Source organism: Pseudomonas corni (genome assembly GCF_057128765.1).
The window spans coordinates 231519-249524 of sequence record NZ_JBSKHW010000005.1 but is presented as its reverse complement, the minus strand read 5'-3'; the positions used below and the strand labels follow the sequence as shown (position 1 = coordinate 249524).

General features: G+C 59.1%; 12 protein-coding genes. 9 read left to right on the top strand and 3 right to left on the bottom strand.

The features are described from left to right. Positions 1-22: 22 nt before the first annotated feature. The 6 genes from ACWKV9_RS11275 (at position 23) to ACWKV9_RS11250 (ending at position 9330) form a co-directional block, all read left to right on the top strand. On the top strand, positions 23-283 hold the full coding sequence (locus tag ACWKV9_RS11275) for a YeaC family protein (RefSeq protein ID WP_268797197.1): 261 nt from the start codon (positions 23-25) through the stop codon (positions 281-283). After that, entirely contained in the window at positions 280-1110 is an 831-nt protein-coding gene (locus ACWKV9_RS11270; protein WP_483836190.1) for a DUF2797 domain-containing protein, read from the top strand. The genes ACWKV9_RS11275 and ACWKV9_RS11270 overlap by 4 nt, the downstream gene beginning before the upstream one ends. 12 nt (positions 1111-1122) lie before the next feature. After that, entirely contained in the window at positions 1123-3789 is a 2667-nt protein-coding gene (pepN, locus tag ACWKV9_RS11265) for an aminopeptidase N (RefSeq protein WP_483836189.1), read from the top strand. A gap of 232 nt (positions 3790-4021) precedes the next feature. Next, positions 4022-4981, top strand: a complete 960-nt coding sequence (locus ACWKV9_RS11260) for an omptin family outer membrane protease (RefSeq protein ID WP_483836188.1) — start codon at positions 4022-4024, stop codon at positions 4979-4981. Positions 4982-5812: 831 nt separating this feature from the next. Then, positions 5813-6922 (top strand): WD40/YVTN/BNR-like repeat-containing protein, encoded by a 1110-nt coding sequence (locus ACWKV9_RS11255; protein WP_483836187.1) that lies wholly within the window; start codon positions 5813-5815, stop codon positions 6920-6922. A gap of 26 nt (positions 6923-6948) precedes the next feature. Further along, entirely contained in the window at positions 6949-9330 is a 2382-nt protein-coding gene (locus tag ACWKV9_RS11250; RefSeq protein WP_483836186.1) for an efflux RND transporter permease subunit, read from the top strand. A 106-nt stretch (positions 9331-9436) separates the two neighbouring features. Here the strand turns inward: ACWKV9_RS11250 and ACWKV9_RS11245 are convergent, their stop codons facing one another. From ACWKV9_RS11245 to ACWKV9_RS11235, 3 genes are all read right to left on the bottom strand, one after another. Beyond that, entirely contained in the window at positions 9437-10630 is a 1194-nt protein-coding gene (locus ACWKV9_RS11245) for an alkaline phosphatase family protein (protein WP_483836185.1), read from the bottom strand. 161 nt (positions 10631-10791) lie between these two features. Then, entirely contained in the window at positions 10792-11514 is a 723-nt protein-coding gene (locus ACWKV9_RS11240) for a FadR/GntR family transcriptional regulator (protein WP_483836184.1), read from the bottom strand. 266 nt (positions 11515-11780) lie between these two features. Then, positions 11781-13520, bottom strand: coding sequence for an IlvD/Edd family dehydratase (locus ACWKV9_RS11235; RefSeq protein WP_483836183.1), 1740 nt, complete (start codon positions 13518-13520; stop codon positions 11781-11783). Positions 13521-13755: 235 nt separating this feature from the next. On the opposite strand from ACWKV9_RS11235, the gene ACWKV9_RS11230 reads away from it, so the two are divergent. The 3 genes from ACWKV9_RS11230 (at position 13756) to ACWKV9_RS11220 (ending at position 17934) form a co-directional block, all read left to right on the top strand. Next, a complete protein-coding gene (locus tag ACWKV9_RS11230) occupies positions 13756-15075 on the top strand; it encodes an MFS transporter (protein ID WP_483836182.1) in 1320 nt (439 codons plus the stop codon). 348 nt (positions 15076-15423) lie between these two features. Beyond that, positions 15424-16416, top strand: coding sequence for an AraD1 family protein (gene araD1, locus ACWKV9_RS11225; protein WP_483836181.1), 993 nt, complete (start codon positions 15424-15426; stop codon positions 16414-16416). A gap of 192 nt (positions 16417-16608) precedes the next feature. After that, complete coding sequence (locus ACWKV9_RS11220; RefSeq protein WP_483836180.1) at positions 16609-17934, top strand: MFS transporter; 1326 nt, start codon at positions 16609-16611, stop codon at positions 17932-17934. The last annotated feature ends 72 nt before the right edge of the window (positions 17935-18006 follow it).

Here is an 18006-nt window from a genome sequence, read left to right as displayed (position 1 = left end):
GGCTAACTTCTGGGAGAGCTTCATGTCCACGTTCAACGAAATGATCGAAAACATCACCCCGGACGTCTACGAGAGCCTGAAACTGGCCGTGGAAATCGGCAAATGGTCCGACGGGCGCAAGCTGACCCAAGAGCAACGCGAGCTGTCGCTGCAGGCGCTGATCGCCTGGGAAGTGCGTAACGTGCCCGAAGACCAGCGCATCGGTTACATGGGGCCGCAGGAATGCGCGTCCAAATCCGCGCCGGTACCCAATATCCTGTTCAAGTCGGATGCCATCCATTGATCGAGATTGGCCGCGGTGCAGTCAACAAAATGTCGGCGCGCATTGAAGCGTCGCAGGTTCAGTACAACTTCCGTCTGGGCGAAGTCGAGATTCCGGTCAATCCGTTGATCGGCAAGACTGTCCGCCTGGAATACCTCGGTGCCATCCATTGCAGCAATTGCGGGCGCCGCACCAAGACCAGTTTCAGCCAGGGCTATTGCTACCCGTGCATGCAGAAACTCGCCCAGTGCGACATCTGCATCATGAGCCCGGAAAAGTGCCACCACGAACACGGCACCTGCCGCGATCCAGAGTGGGGCCAGCAATTTTGCATGACCGACCATGTGGTCTATCTGGCTAATTCGTCAGGCGTTAAGGTCGGGATCACCCGCGCCACGCAACTGCCGACCCGCTGGCTGGATCAGGGCGCAAGCCAGGCGTTACCGATCCTGCGTGTGGCCACCCGGCAGCAGTCAGGATTCGTCGAAGACTTGCTGCGCAGCCAGGTCGCCGACCGCACCAATTGGCGCGCGCTGCTCAAAGGCGATGCGCCGGCGGTTGACCTCAAAGCGATTCGTCAGCAGTTATTCGAGTCTTGCGGCGAGGGCCTTGCCGGTTTGCAAGAACGATTCGGTCTGCAGGCCATCCAAATGCTGCACGACGTCGAGCCGATCGAGATGGTGTATCCGGTTGAGGCGTACCCGACCAAGATCGTCAGTTTCAATCTGGACAAGGACCCGATCGCCGAAGGCACGTTAATGGGGATCAAGGGCCAATACCTGATCTTTGATACCGGCGTGATCAATATTCGCAAGTACACGGCGTATCAACTCGCCGTGCATCAGTAATAAGGAATCATCATGCGCACCGACCAGCCGAAAATGATCTACCTGAAGGATTATCAGGCGCCTGAGTACCTCATTGACGAGACGCACCTGACGTTCGAATTGTTCGATGACCATTCGCTGGTCCATGCGCAGTTGGTGATGCGCCGCAATCCTGAGCGCGGCGCCGGTTTGCCGCCTCTCGTGCTGGACGGGCAACTGCTGGAATTGCAATCGATCAAGCTGGCAGACGTCGATTTGACGGCGGCGGATTACCTGCTGACCGACGACAGCCTGACCCTCCACCCCAAGACCGACAGCTTTACGCTGGACACCACGGTCAAGATTCACCCGGAAACCAACACCGCGCTGGAAGGGCTGTACAAGTCCAGCGGCATGTTCTGCACCCAGTGCGAGGCCGAGGGTTTTCGCAAGATCACCTATTACCTCGACCGCCCGGACGTGATGAGCAAGTTCACCACCACGGTCAGCGGCAGCAAGCATGATTTCCCGGTGCTGCTGTCCAATGGCAACCTGGTGGCTCAAGGGCCTGGCGAAGACGGCCGGCACTGGGCGACCTGGGAAGATCCGTTCAAAAAACCTGCGTACCTGTTCGCGTTGGTAGCTGGTGATTTGTGGTGCATTGAAGACACTTTCATCACCATGACCGACCGCAAGGTCACGCTGCGCATCTTCGTCGAGCCTGAAAACGTCGACAAATGTCAGCACGCCATGGACAGCCTGAAAAAATCCATGCGTTGGGACGAAGAGGTCTACGGCCGCGAATACGATCTGGACATCTTCATGATCGTGGCGGTTAACGACTTCAACATGGGCGCGATGGAGAACAAGGGCCTCAACATCTTCAATTCCAGCGCTGTGCTGGCACGTGCCGAAACCGCGACCGATGCCGCTCACCAGCGCGTCGAGGCCATCGTCGCCCACGAATACTTCCACAACTGGTCGGGCAACCGCGTGACCTGCCGCGACTGGTTCCAGCTGTCGCTCAAGGAAGGCTTCACCGTGTACCGCGACTCCGGCTTCTCGGCGGACATGAACTCGGCCACGGTCAAGCGTATTCAGGACGTCGCGTACCTGCGTACCCACCAGTTCGCCGAAGATGCAGGCCCCATGGCCCACGCCGTGCGCCCGGACAGCTTCATCGAAATTTCCAACTTCTACACCCTGACCGTGTACGAAAAGGGTTCGGAAGTCGTGGGCATGATCCACACGCTGCTGGGCGCCGAGGGCTTCCGCAAGGGCAGCGACCTGTATTTCGAGCGCCATGACGGTCAGGCGGTGACTTGCGATGACTTTATCAAGGCCATGGAAGACGCCAACGGCGTTGACCTGACCCAATTCAAGCGCTGGTACTCGCAGGCTGGTACGCCACGTCTGGCTGTCACCGATGCTTACGATGCCGCCGCCAAGACCTACAGCCTGACCTTCCGCCAGACCGCGCCAACCACGCCGGGCCAACCGGGCAATGAGAAAAAACCGTTCGTGATTCCGGTCTCTCTTGGTTTGCTCGACGCCGAGGGCACCGAGTTGCCGTTGCGCCTCGAAAGTGAAGAAGCGGCAGTCAACACGTCTCGCGTGCTGTCGGTGATCGAGGCCGAGCAGACATTTACTTTCGTCGATATCGCCGAAAAGCCGCTGCCGTCCTTGCTGCGCGGGTTCTCGGCGCCGGTCAAACTGAGCTTCCCGTACAACCGCGATCAACTGATGTTCCTGATGCAGCACGATACCGACGGTTTCAACCGTTGGGACGCTGGCCAGCAGTTGTCGGTGCAGGTGCTGCAAGAACTGATCGCGCAGCACCAAGCGGGCAAGCCGCTTGAAATGGATCAGCGTCTGGTTACAGCACTGAACACCGTGCTGAACGATGAAAGCCTGGATCAAGCGATGGTCGCAGAAATGCTCTCGCTGCCGGGCGAGGCGTATCTGACAGAGATCAGCGAAGTGGCTGACGTCGATGCTATCCATGCCGCACGTGAATTCGCCCGTTTGCAGCTGGCCGAGAAACTGTCGGAAGGCCTGTTCAAGCGTTATCAGGCCAATCGCGCAATCTCCAAAGCCACGCCGTATGTGGCCGAGGCCGAGCATTTCGCTCGTCGCGCACTGCAAAACATCGCGCTGTCGTACCTGATGCTGGTGGGTAAACCTGAAGTGCTGGCTGCGACCAACGAGCAGTTCGACACCGCCGACAACATGACCGAGCGCCTGACCGCGCTGGCGGTTTTGGTCAACTCGCCGTTCACCGAAGACAAGGACAAGGCCCTCGCGACCTTCGCCGAAAACTTCAAAGACAATCCATTGGTTATGGATCAGTGGTTCAGTGTGCAGGCCGGCAGCCCGTTGCCGGGTGGTCTGGAGCGCGTGAAAGCGTTGATGCAGCACCCAGCGTTCACCATGAAGAACCCGAACAAAGTGCGTGCGCTGATCGGTGCGTTTGCCGGGCAGAACCTGATCAACTTCCACGCGGCGGATGGCTCCGGCTATCGCTTCCTGGCCGATCTGGTCATCGAACTGAACGGCTTCAACCCACAGATCGCCTCCCGTCAACTGGCGCCGCTGACCCGCTGGCGCAAATACGACGCCAAGCGCCAGGCCTTGATGAAAGGCGAGCTAGAGCGCATTCGCGCGTCGGGGCAGTTGTCCAGTGATGTTTATGAGGTCGTGAGCAAAAGCCTGGCTGAGTAACGCTCTGGCTGAGCAACATAGGCAAACACAAAGGGGCTGTTCGCTAACGCGGGCAGCCCTTTTTTGTGTTTCTTTTTTGTAGTCCGTTTCTATCATCGGTCGGTCATTTTTTCCCACGGCACTACCAGAGCGCCCTGACAGAAAAATCCCGCCCGCGCGTTCATCTTTTCAACGCCTGCACGAGCATCCGCCATCGCAGGCACTTCCTCCCAATGAAAGGTATGTCGTGTCGATGAAGGGACAGAAAACACTGGTTTTGCTGGGGCTGGTCACGTTCGCGCAACAAGCGATGGCCGATGCGCAAATGACCAATGAACAACGCGTCGATCTGGGCAGTGTGGAATTGAGCATGGGCGTCGGGCTGCTGAACGGCCAGGCTCGGGAAAAGGTTTATGACACAGACGACGGCAAGAAGATCAGCCAGCTGAACTGGGACATGAAACAGGTTCCGACGCTGCATTTGGGAATGACGGTCCATCCCCTGCAGTGGCTGACCCTGGATCTGCGAGGCTGGACCATGGTCGGCAAGGGCGATGGTCATATGAAGGACTATGACTGGCTCAGCGATGAACATGCCGACTGGAGTGACTACTCCAATCACCCGGATACCCGCGTCAAAAAGGCTTGGCAGGCTGAATTCGCGGCAACTGCGTGGGCTATAAAGGGTGATGATGTCGCGCTCGGGGTCACGGCTGGCTATCAGCGCAGCCAGTTCGGCTGGCAAGCCCGGGGAGGGCACTTTCAGTATTCGTCGGAAGACGGCTATCGCGACCTGACAGGAGAGATTCCGGACGGGCTCAAAGGGATCAGCTACAAGCAGCGCTATGACACGCCCTATGTCGGGCTGGTCGGGCGTTACACCCTTCGCAACTGGACGCTGGAAAGCCGCTACAAATACAGCCAGTGGGTCAAGGTCAGTGACTTCGATAACCATCATGAGCGGGAGACGACCTTCGCTGGTGATCATGGTAATCAAGGGCGAATGCAGAGCCTGGCGGTGGGATTGTCTTATCAGTTCACGCCGCAGTTGTCGGTGAAGGCGGGCGTGGATTACCAGCGGTATGCCGAGGCCAAGGGCAGCACGCGGATCAAAGACGCATTGGAGGGTGGCAGCCAGCACGTGCCGGGCAATTCCAGCGGGCAGTCTGCCAAGACCATTCTTTCCACACTGGCGGTCAGTTATAACTTTTGAGTCGGCAAGGGAGCGCCCTGTAAATGCCGGCGAGCAACGCGAGCTTCCAGCGGCGTGCACGACCAATGCACTTTGTCTGACACACCGCGATCGCAGCCTCGCGTTGCTCGTCAGCTCCTACAGGGGGTTTCATCGGCTGGATGCACGCGGTTCTGTAGGAGCGAACTTGTTCGCGAGAGGGTCTTGCCGGGCACACCCCGTAATCCCGCTCGCCAACAAGTTGTCTCCTACAGGTTATGTGCCGGGGCTGGATGCACGCGGTTCTGTAGGAGCGAACTTGTTCGCGAGACGGTCTTGCCTGTTACACCGCGTAATCCCGCTCGCCAACAAGTTGTCTCCTACAGGTTGTGTGCCGTGGCTGGATGTACGCGGTTCTGTAGGAGCGAACTTGTTCGCGAGAGGGTGTTGCCGGGCACACCGCGTAATCCCGCTCGCCAACAAGTTGTCTCCTACAGGTTGTGTGCCGAGGCTGGATGTACGCGGTTCTGTAGGAGCGAACTTGTTCGCGAAACGGTCTTGCCTGTTACACCGCGTAATCCCTCTCGCCAACGAGTTGTCTCCTACAAGCTGGGTGCCGGGAACGGATGTATGTCACCCGACAGCCCATCCCACGGGCTACAGTCTCCATCAGCCCCAGTGATAACGCTGCAATCACCGCGTCGTTGCTTAACAAAAGATAACGTCATGTCGATTGTCATACGTTTCCAAAGCTGGATAGGATGGGTTCGCTGCGCAAGGCAAACCGCCAAGCAGATACGCAGGCTAGAGCGCTTGCAGGCCGACGCCGCACTCTGCGCAGAACCTAATAAAAATAATGGAAGGGGAAGCTCCATGCGTGAGCCAGTCAATCGGCGCACTCGGTCCGATGTCAGTGTGGGTGATCACAGCCCCCAGACCACTTACACCAGCAAGCCCCTGAACACCCTGTTGTCATTACTCATTTCTCTGACACTCGCGAGCGCCGCATTGCCTGCCCATGCAGCCGAGTCTTCGCCCGCCGATGCCCCCGCTAACGCAGGCGATTCCACCGTCTACGCAATCGAATCCAGCAAAGCCTCACGCGGCCTGCTGCTGGACGTGACCCAGGCCGGCAAGCGTCTGGTGGTGGTCGGCGATCGTGGCCACATCCTCTATTCCGATGACCAGGCCAAGACCTGGACTCAGGCCAAAGTACCCACCCGCCAATTGCTCACTTCGGTGTACTTCGTCGATGACCAGCACGGTTGGGCGGTCGGCCATGATGCGCAGATCCTCGCCAGCAGCGACGGCGGCGCGACCTGGGTCAAACAATTCGAAGACCTCAAGCGCGAGGCGCCGCTGCTGGATGTCTGGTTCAAGGACACCCAGAACGGCATCGCGGTCGGTGCCTATGGCGCGTTGCTGGAAACTATCGACGGCGGCCAGCACTGGGAGGACATCAGCGAGCGCATCGATAACGAAGACCAGTACCACCTCAACGGCATTGCTCTGGTGAAAGATGCCGGGCTATTCATCGTCGGTGAAATGGGCAGCATGTTCCGCTCCCCGGACGACGGCCAGACCTGGGAAAAGCTTGAAGGCCCGTACCAAGGTTCGCTGTTCGGCGTGGTCGGCACGGCCCAGCCCAACACTCTGTTGGCGTATGGATTGCGCGGCAATCTCTATCGCTCCACCGATTTCGGCGACAGCTGGGAGCCTATCGCCCTGCAGGGGGAACGCGGCCCCCTCGAATTCAGCCTGTCCAATGCCTCCTTGTTGCCGGACGGCTCTCTAGTGCTGGTCGGCAATGGCGGCAGCGTCATGCGCAGCACCGACGATGGCCTGACGTTCAAGGTCTCAAACCGCTCGGACCGCATCTCGCTCAGCGGCGTCGCCGAGGACGATAAAGGCGATTTGATTCTGGTCGGACAGGGCGGCGTTCACGTTGCCTCGCCAACGGGCGCTGATGTCGCCCAACAATAAGAACAGAAGGCGAGGACGTATTGCCCATGACAAATCTTCAAGTGCCCCAAGAAAAGTCCACTTTCCTTGAGCGACTGATCTTCAACAACCGGCCGGTGGTGATTGGTATCTGCCTGGTGGTGAGTATTTTCCTGTTCTGGCAGGCAACGCTGGTGCGGCCTTCCACCAGTTTCGAAAAAATGATTCCGCTGGGGCATCCGTTCATTCAGAAGATGATGGAGCACCGTAACGACCTGGCGAACCTGGGCAACACTGTACGCATTTCTGTCGAAGCCAAGGACGGCGACATCTTTTCCAAGGACTACATGGAGACCCTGCGGCAGATCAACGACGAGGTGTTTTATATCTCTGGTGTCGACCGTTCCGGGCTCAAGTCGCTATGGAGCCCGAGCGTGCGCTGGACCGAAGTCACCGAAGAGGGTTTTGCCGGTGGCGAGGTGATCCCCCAAAGCTACGACGGCTCCCAGGACAGTCTCGACAAACTGCGCAACAACGTACTCAAGTCCGGCCAGGTCGGGCGCCTGGTGGCAAACAACTTCAAATCCAGCATCGTCGATGTGCCGCTGCAGGAGTTCTATCCGGACCCGGCCGATCAGAGCAAATTGCTGCCGCTGGACTACCGCCAGTTCTCCCATCAACTGGAAGAAAAGATCCGCGACAAATACGAAGCGCAAAACCCCAACGTCGAGATTCACGTGGTCGGTTTCGCCAAGAAGGTGGGCGATCTGATCGATGGCTTGATCATGGTCGTGATGTTCTTCGGCGTAGCGTTTCTGATCACGCTGGTGCTGCTGATCTGGTTCACCCGATGCATTCGCAGCACGGTGGCGGTGTTGTGTACCACACTGATCGCCGTTATCTGGCAACTGGGGCTGATGCATGTGGTGGGTTTCGGGCTTGATCCCTACTCAATGCTGGTGCCGTTTCTGATCTTCGCCATCGGGATTTCCCACGGCGTGCAGAAAATCAACGGCATCGCCCTGCAATCCAGCGACGCCGACAGCGCTTTGCTTGCGGCCAAGCGCACGTTTCGTCAGCTGTTCCTGCCGGGGATGATCGCGATCCTGGCGGATGCCGTGGGCTTCATCACGCTGCTGATCATCGACATCGGCGTGATCCGCGAGCTGGCAATTGGTGCGTCGATTGGTGTCGCGGTGATCGTGTTCACCAACCTGATTCTGTTGCCAGTGGCGATTTCCTACGCGGGCATCAGCAAAAAGGCGGTGGTGCGCAGTAAAAAGGATTCGGTGCGCGAGCATCCGTTCTGGCGCCTGCTGTCGAACTTTGCCAGCGCCAAAGTCGCGCCCGTGTCGATTGCGCTGGCAGTGATCGCCATGGCTGGCGGGCTTTGGTACGGCCACAACCTGAAGATCGGAGACCTCGACCAGGGTGCGCCGGAACTGCGGCCGGACTCGCGCTACAACCAGGACAACGCATTCATCATCAACAACTACTCCACCAGTTCCGACGTATTGGTGGTGATGGTCAAGACGCCGCCCGAAGGCTGCTCGGCGTACCAGACTTTGTCGGCGATCAACGAACTGTCATGGAAGATGGAAAACACCCCGGGCGTGCAGTCGGCGATCTCGCTGGTGACCGTGTCCAAACAAGTGATCAAGGGCATGAACGAGGGCAACCTGAAATGGGAGTCGCTGTCGCGCAACAAGGACGTGCTCAACAGCTCCATCGCCCGTGCCGACGGCCTGTACAACAACACCTGTTCGCTGGCACCCCTGTTGATTTTCCTGAATGACCACAAGGCCGAAACCCTGGACCGTGCTGTGCATGCGGTGCAGACCTTTGCCGATGAGAACAACCAGGACGGCCTGGAATTCCTGCTCGCCGCCGGTAACGCCGGGATCGAGGCAGCAACCAACGAGGTGATCAAGTCGGCTGAGCTGACGATCCTGGTGCTGGTGTATCTGTGCGTGGCCGTGATGTGCATGATCACGTTCCGCTCGTGGGCGGCGACCTTGTGCATCGTGTTGCCGCTGGTGCTGACCTCGGTGCTCGGCAACGCGCTGATGGCGTTCATGGGTATTGGTGTGAAGGTCGCGACCTTGCCAGTGGTGGCGTTGGGCGTGGGCATCGGTGTCGATTACGGGATTTACATCTACAGCCGTCTGGAAACCTTCCTGCGCGCGGGGCTGCCATTGCAGGAAGCCTATTACGAAACGCTCAAATCTACGGGCAAGGCGGTGCTGTTCACCGGGTTGTGCCTGGCGATCGGTGTGTGCACATGGATCTTTTCGGCGATCAAGTTCCAGGCCGACATGGGCCTGATGCTGACGTTCATGCTGCTGTGGAACATGTTCGGGGCGTTGTGGCTGTTGCCAGCGCTGGCGCGGTTCCTGATCAAACCGGAGAAAATGGCGGGCAAGGTGGGGAATTCGCTGTTTTCACATTGATCCGTAGTACGCCGAACCTGTAGGAGCGAACTTGTTCGCGAGCCGTTTTTTCCGGGATACCGGGCAGGTCGCCTCGCCAACGAGTTGGCTCCTACAGGGTGGGTGCTTACCGTGCGACTTTCACCCAGCGCGAAACGGGTACGCCATTCATGACGACGGTGTAGTTGAGCGCGGCGACGTGCTTGGGTAAGTCGCGGTCAACGTATTCAATTTCGCTGCCGCTTATCGTCGCTAGCAGTTTGCCCGAGCGGTAAATCTGGATGGGCTGCTTTCCGGGCGCAGTGGTTCGCCATTGCAAGGTGACGGTGTAGGCGGGCACGTCCAGACTGGCCGCCAATTGCCGAGCCCCCAGCGGACCGATCAGTGGCAAGCCGTCGATGCTGTAATGCGCCGGGTCAGGCTGAATGCCCAGGTGCGTCAATATCGTCGGGGCAACATCTGCCTGACTGGCGTATCCGTATAACCCATCGAAATCGGCGTTGTCCGGGTCAGGTATCGGCCTGGCCAACTGCTCGTTGGGCACCTTGTTAATGCCGATGAATGTGGTTTTTTCTTCCTGCGTCTGGCCCCCGTGATCCCGGCCTTCGGGCAGCTTGCGACCGTGATCGGTGCTCACGATTACCAGCCAGTTCTCATCGGGATGGGTGAAACGGCGATGATTGACGAAACCCATGATCTGCTGGATCTGCTCATCGACGGCGTGGATGGAATCCTGATAATCAGCTGAAAACCCAAGCTCATGGCCGACCCGGTCGGGTTGATCAATGTGCGCGAAGATGAAATCGAAATTGCCCGAGCGCAGGGCTTCGACGGTTTTTTGCACGACACACTGATCGTCTCCACTGCAGCGTGACGCCTGTTCGATGTGCCCGGCGGCAATGTCATCGGCGAAGTGATCGTTGATCGTGTTCCAGCTGACGATGCTGGCGGTGTGGCGTGTCGGCGCTGACTCATCGATGCGCTTGAACAGGCTGGCGGTGCGATTGCGCAGATTGCCGTCGTTGCCGCTGACCCCATGGCGATCCAGCCAGGCGCCGGTAAGCAGGGTGGTCCAGCCGGGGCCGCTGAGTGTGGGCTGCTCGCTTGCGCCGCCGACAATGCCCCCCGTCCAGGATTTATACAGATGAAAACTCGCGAGGGCAGGCGCCTGTCCAGCGTCGATGGCGTTCTGCAGTTTTTCCAGTTGCATGCCATCGACACCGATCAACAGCGCCTTGTTCTGGCTGAAATCGGCGTGGGCCAGCGAGGACACTGTCAACAGCAACCACATGGCTAAGCGGGGACTGGAGATGCGGTACATGAAAAGAGCCTCATCCAATGAGTGCTGTTCTTGATCGGTACTGCTTGAGTAGCACAACCCGTGCCGGGGTGTTCAGTACCTGACGATGCAGCGTGTAGAGCGGGAATCTTCGCGATCAAGCACACACGCCTGGGGCGTTTGACGCATTAGCACCGGGCGATTTACAGCTTCAGGTTTTGCCCTAGCACCACACTCAGGGCGTTGCGTGCGTCATCCAGTTGCACCAGCGTCGCATGATGTGCGCCGAGAGCATCGCGGTTTTCGATGGCGGTGAGGATAGCCTTGTGTCGCGGCAATGCCAGTTCGTGCAGGTTGGGACGCTGATTAGAGTGTTTTAGCGCTTCACGTAGCGCCAGCGAGAGCATGTTGCACAGGTGCGCCAGCAAGTCGTTGTGGGTGGCGTCGGCGATGCGGCTATGGAAATCCAGGTCCGGTTGCAGCACGTCTTCAACGGTCTGCGCGCCTTCCATGCGGGTGTAGGCTTCGTTGATCAGGGCGATGTCGTCGGCGCTGGCGTGTTGCGCGGCGAGGGCGGCGGCGGCGGGCTCGATGATGCTGCGCACGCTGGTGAGCAGGGCGAAGAACTCATTCTGTGGCGAGCTTTGCATCAGCCAGTGCAGCACATCGGGGTCCAGGATGTGCCATTCGCGACGGGGTTTGACCACGGTCCCCACCCGAGGCCGCGAGTACACCAGCCCTTTGGCGACCAGCACCCGCGTAGCTTCACGCAATACCGGACGGCTGACCGCGTATTCCTCACACAGCAAGGCTTCGGGCGGCAGTTTGTCATCGGGCTTGAAGCGACCCGAAACGATCTGCATGCCGATTTCCTGGACGATGCGCGAGTGCATGCTTTTGCGGTCGGAGGGCTTACGGTAATCCATGGGGCGCGGGGCGATCCTGAGCGATGAATGCGGCGCATCATAGCGGATTTCTGTGGGAGACAACTTGTTGGCGAGGGGCAACGCGGTGGGTCAGATATAGCGCTCGCGAACAAGTTCGCTCCTACAGAGGGGCTGGCGCGAATGTCCGCGGCGGCTGAGTTCGGTTGTAGGAGCGCGCTTGCCCGCGAAGGCTTGGTGTCAAGCGACATCGATGTGCCTGATCCGACGCTATCGCGGGCAAGCGCGCTCCTACAGGTCAAGGCCTGTCAATGCGAATGCCTTGGCACTTCAGACCCGCGCATGCCGACCAGGAAGTCGAAATCGCAGCCTTGATCGGCCTGCATCACGTGGTCGATATAGAGCTGGCGATAGCCGCCGATCAGCAACTGCGGCGGCGCTTGCCAATCGGCCAGGCGCGCGGCCAGTTCCGCTTCCGGGATGTCGAGGTGCAGACGCCCGGTTGCGCAATCCAGCTCGATGAAGTCGCCTTCCTGCACCACCGCCAACGGCCCGCCCGCTGCCGCTTCCGGCGCTACGTGCAACACAACCGTGCCGTACGCCGTGCCGCTCATGCGCGCATCGGAAATCCGCACCATATCGGTCACGCCTTGAGCCAGCAGTTTGGCCGGCAAACCCATGTTGCCCACTTCGGCCATGCCCGGATAACCCTTCGGCCCGCAGTTCTTCATCACCAGAATGCTGTTGGCGTCCACGTCCAGATCCGGATCGTTGATCCGCGCCTTGTACATGTCGAAGTTCTCGAACACCACCGCGCGACCGCGATGCTGCATCAGAGCAGGCGTTGCAGCGGAAGGCTTGAGCACCGCGCCCAGTGGCGCCAGATTTCCACGCAACACACAGATGCCGCCGTCAGCGCGGATCGGGTTATCCAGCGCGCGAATCACTTCGTCTTCGCCATAGATCGGCGAGTTCTTCACGTTCTCCCGCAGGCTCTGGCCGTTGACCGTTAACGCGTTCGGGTGGGGTAGAAGATTGGCTTCATCCATGCGGCGCAGCACTGCTGGCAGGCCACCGGCGTAGTAAAACTCTTCCATCAGGAAGCGCCCGGACGGCTGCAGATCCACAATGGTCGGCATGCCGCGCCCGATGCGGGTCCAGTCGTCCAGCTCCAGATCGACGCCGATGCGCCCGGCGATGGCCTTCAAATGGATAACAGCGTTGGTCGAACCGCCGATGGCCGCATTGACCCGAATCGCGTTTTCGAACGCTTCCTTGGTCAGGATCTTCGACAGACGCAGGTCCTGTTTCACCATTTCCACTGCGCGCATGCCGGACATATGCGCCAACACATAACGCCTTGCATCCACCGCAGGAATCGCCGCGTTGTGGGGCAGGGAAGTGCCCAGTGCTTCGGCCATGCAGGCCATGGTCGAGGCGGTGCCCATGGTGTTGCAGGTGCCCGCCGAACGCGACATGCCGGCTTCGGCCGAGAGGAATTCGTCCAGGCTGATCTGCCCGGCTTTGTAGGATTCGTGCATCTGCCAGACGATAGTCCCGGCGCCGATGTCCTTGCCCTTGTGTTTGCCGTTGAGCATCGGGCCGCCGGTAACGACGATGGCCGGGATGTCGCAACTGGCCGCGCCCATCAACAGCGCCGGAGTGGTTTTGTCGCAACCGGTCAGCAGCACCACGCCGTCGATAGGGTTGCCGCGAATGGCTTCTTCCACGTCCATGCTCGCCAGGTTGCGGGTCAGCATGGCGGTGGGGCGCAGGTTCGATTCGCCGTTGGAAAACACCGGGAACTCAACGGGGAAACCACCGGCCTCGATGACGCCACGTTTGACGTGTTCGGCGATGGTGCGGAAGTGGGCGTTGCACGGGGTCAGTTCAGACCAGGTGTTGCAGATGCCGATAATGGGTTTGCCAAACTGATGGTCGGCGATGCCTTGGTTCTTCATCCAGCTGCGGTACATGAAGCCGTTTTTGTCGGCAGTACCAAACCATTGGGCAGAACGCAGGGTGGGCTTTTTCTCGGAATCGGACATAAATCAGCACTCTTATTTTAAGACTTCATTTGTAAGACTAAAGGCTTTGTGTGCTGACTAAAATAGGCTGAAATTACGCCGAGTGGAAGAGTTGAAACCTTAAATAGTATTACTATATAGTCTGCTTTCATCGAGGGACGATCCTGCCAGGCCAGTTATAAGTAGCACGGCGCACACGACGGCAGAGACGATCCCCGACGTTTCCATAACAAAAACAAACGTGGAGAACGCATACATGAGCCAGGAACTCAGGCTTATTCGTCGCATCACCCTGAAACTGATTCCCTTTCTGATCCTGTTGTACCTGATCGCGTATGTGGACCGCTCCGCTGTCGGTTTCGCCAAGCTGCACATGGGCGCGGACGTCGGCATCGGCGATGCTGCCTATGGCCTCGGAGCCGGGCTGTTCTTCATTGGTTACTTCCTTTTGGAAATCCCTAGCAACCTGATGCTCGAACGCTTCGGGGCCCGTCGCTGGTTCGCGCGGATCATGCTGACCTGGGGCGCGATCACCATGGGCATGGCCTTTGTCTCGGGGCCGACCAGCTTTTATGTGATGCGTTTCCTGTTGGGTGCGGCGGAAGCGGGCTTCTTTCCCGGCGTTCTGTACTACATCACCCAGTGGTTCCCGGTGCGCCATCGCGGCAAGATTCTGGGGCTGTTCATCCTCTCGCAACCCATCGCCATGATGATCACCGGCCCGATTTCCGGTGGCCTGCTGGGCATGGAAGGCGTTGCTGGTCTGCACGGCTGGCAGTGGCTGTTCCTGTGCATCGGCGCGCCAGCGATTCTGCTGACCTGGCCAGTATTGCGCTGGCTGCCGGACGGTCCCAAGAACGTGAAGTGGATGGACCCGGTCGAGAAAACCTGGCTGGAAGGCGAGCTGAAAAAGGACCTGGAAGAGTACGGCCAGACCCGCCACGGCAATCCGCTGCATGCGCTCAAAGACAAACGCGTGCTGTTGCTGGCGCTGTTCTATCTTCCAGTGACCCTGAGCATTTATGGTCTGGGCCTGTGGCTGCCGACGCTGATCAAGCAGTTCGGCGGTAGCGATCTGACGACCGGGTTCGTGTCTTCGATTCCCTACATTTTCGGCATCATCGGTCTGCTGATAGTGCCGCGCAGTTCTGATCGGCTGAACGATCGCTACGGCCACCTGGCGGTGCTGTATGTGATCGGTGCGATTGGCCTGTTCTTCAGCGCTTACCTGACGGTGCCCGCGCTGCAACTGGGCGCGTTATGCCTGGTGGCGTTCTCGTTGTTTTCCTGCACGGCGGTGTTCTGGACGTTGCCGGGGCGTTTCTTCGCCGGTGCCAGTGCGGCGGCGGGGATTGCCTTGATCAACTCGGTGGGGAATCTGGGCGGCTACATCGGCCCGTTCGTGATCGGCTGGCTGAAAGAGATCACCGGCAATCTGGCGAGCGGGCTGTATTTCCTCTCGGGGGTGATGGTGTTCGGCTTGATCCTGACCGGGATCGTCTACCGCGTCCTTGAGCGCAAGCACGTGTTGCCCGAATCGAAATTCGCCGCGAGCGCGCGCAGCAGCAAGGCCTGACGCAAATCCGGTGTAGGAGCGCGCTTGCCCGCGAATGCTGTGTGACAGACATGAGTATGTTTCAGACAGATCGCTATCGCGGGCAAGCGCGCTCCTACAAGTGCGCGGCCCTCGGGAACCGATACAAAACCTGTAGGAGCGAATTCATTCGCGAAGCATCCGGTCTGACACCGCGCGATCTGCTCGCCAACAAGTTGGCTCCTACAGGGGCGTCGAAATTTTTGGACATTGATACAAAACCTGTAGGAGCGAATTCATTCGCGAAGCGTCCGGTAGAACACCGAGCGACCTGCTCGCCAACAAGTTGGCTCCTACAGAGTCGTGGACATTATTGAAAAGGAGAATCCCATGCATTTAGTACAGTTCGAATTGAGCAACGGTGAACGCCGAGTCGGTCTGGTGGACGGCGCACTGGTGCGTGAAATCGAGGGCGCAACCAGCACCCGCGAATTGGCCCTGGCAGCCATCGCCAAAAAAACCTCCCTGGCCGAACAGGTCGACAGCCTGGGCCTGGGCGACAGCCACGATTACTCTCAGCTGCGCGCCGACCTGCGCATTCTGCCGCCGCTGGACCATCCCGATCCGGCCCATGTGCTGGTCAGCGGCACCGGCCTGACTCACTTGGGCAGCGCTTCTGCGCGGGACAAAATGCACCAGCATGCCGGTGACGAAGCGGCGATGACCGACACCATGCGCATCTTCAAATGGGGCCTGGAAGGCGGCAAACCCGAAGCGGGCACGGCGGGCGTGCAGCCGGAGTGGTTCTACAAGGGCGACGGCAGCATCGTCATTCGTCCGGGCGAAGCCTTCCCACAGCCGCCGTTTTCCGAAGATGCGGGCGAGGAACCCGAGTTGAGCGGGCTTTACGTCATCGGTCATGACGGCAGGCCATATCGCCTGGGTTATGCCATTGGCAATGAGTTTTCCGACCACGTCATGGAGCGCAAAAACTACCTGTATCTGGCCCACTCGAAACTGCGAGCGTGCAGCTTCGGCCCGGAATTACGGGTCGGTGACCTGCCACAAAATCTGGTCGGCACCAGCCGCATCCTGCGTGACGGCGAAGTGTTGTGGGAGAAGGAGTTTCTGAGCGGCGAGGCCAACATGTGCCACAGCCTGGAAAACCTTGAGTATCACCACTTCAAATACGCGCAGTTTTTACGTGCGGGTGATGTGCATGTGCATTTCTTCGGCACCGCCACCTTGTCGTTTGCCGATGGCATCAGGACTCAGCCGGGGGATCAGTTCGAAATTAGCCAGGCTGAGTTCGGCGCGCCGTTGGTCAATGGCATTGCGCAAACGGATGCGGTGTTTGAGCCGGGTGGGATTACTCAGCTCTGATAGCTGATCGACAAACCCTGTGGGAGCGGACTCGTCCGCGAAGAGGCCAGAGCAGGCAATACATGATCAGTGCCTGACACATTGCTTTCGCGGACAAGTCCGCTCCCACGGGTCCGCGCCAGGCATGACGTTTGCTGTCCAGCCTAACCGGATGAAAAACGACACCCAATAAAAACAACCGAGGTGCGCCCCATGACCGCCAACGCCATACCGGTCGAACATGTCGAAGCCGACACGCTCGAAGCCGCCATCTACCGCAAGGTGAGCTGGCGCATCGTGCCGTTGTTCATCGTCTGTTTTCTGTTCGCTTACCTGGACCGGGTCAATATCAGTTTTGCCAAGCTGCAAATGGCCAGCGATCTAGGCTTCAGCGAAACCGTTTACGGACTGGGGGCGAGCCTGTTTTTCGTCGGGTACTTCCTGTTCGAAGTGCCAAGCAACATTCTTCTGCACAAGATCGGCGCGCGGGTCTGGATCGCCCGGATCATGGTTTCCTGGGGTATTGCCTCGTCCTGCATGATGTTCGTGCAGACCGAATTCTGGTTTTACACCCTGCGGTTTCTGATCGGCGTGATGGAGGCCGGATTCGTCCCCGGCGTGTTGTATTTCTTCACCCAGTGGTACCCGAGCACACGTCGCGCGCGGGTCAACTCCTACTTCAAAAGCTCGATTCCGTTGTGCGGGATTGTCGGCGGGCCGCTGGCCGGGCTGATCCTCGGGCACATGGACGGCGTCATGGGCCTGGCCGGCTGGCGCTGGCTGTTTCTGCTCGAAGGCGTGCCGTCGATCCTGATCGGTGTCGTTGTGTTTTGTGTGCTCAAGGACCGCATCCAGGACGCCACCTGGCTCAATGCCCAAGAGAAGCAGGTCGTGCTCGACCGCATGGCCAAGGAAAAACAGCCCGAGACGCCGCAGCGCTTCAAAGACGTCTGGAAAGAGCCGACGACCTACGTGATGTCGGCAATTTACCTGTGCCTGGTGATGGCCCTGACCGGCCTGCTGTTCTGGATGCCGCAACTGATCAAGAGCGCAGGGGTGCTCGACACCTTGAATATCGGGCTGTTGACTGTGATCCCCTATGTGGTGGCCGTGATCGGCAACTTGTTGATTGGCGCCAGTTCCGACCGTCACGCCGAACGTCGCTGGCACATGGCCGGTTGCGCGACGTTGACCGCGGCGGGGTATCTGGTTTGCGCGCTGTTCCCCGGTCAATTGCTGCCGTTGATGATCGGCATGAGCATGATCATGACCGGGCTTATCGCCTGGATGCCGATCTTCTGGACCATCCCGCCACGCTTCCTGACCGGCCTCGCCGCAGCGGCAGGGATTGCGTTGATCAACTCGCTGGGCCAGTTGGGCGGGATTATCGCGCCGTTCATGGTCGGGCGGATCAAAGACCTCACCGGCACCGCGACTCCTGCGTTGTATGCCTTGTGCGCCGTGAGCGTGCTGGCTGTAGCGTTGATCGTCTGGGGCATTCCGCAGCGCTTTTATGTGCGTGAGACGACCCACGACTGATTGTCCAAAAATCTGTATCTAAAGCGCCCGCGACCACACGCGGGCGTCTTTTCGCCTATCATTCGCCCTTTC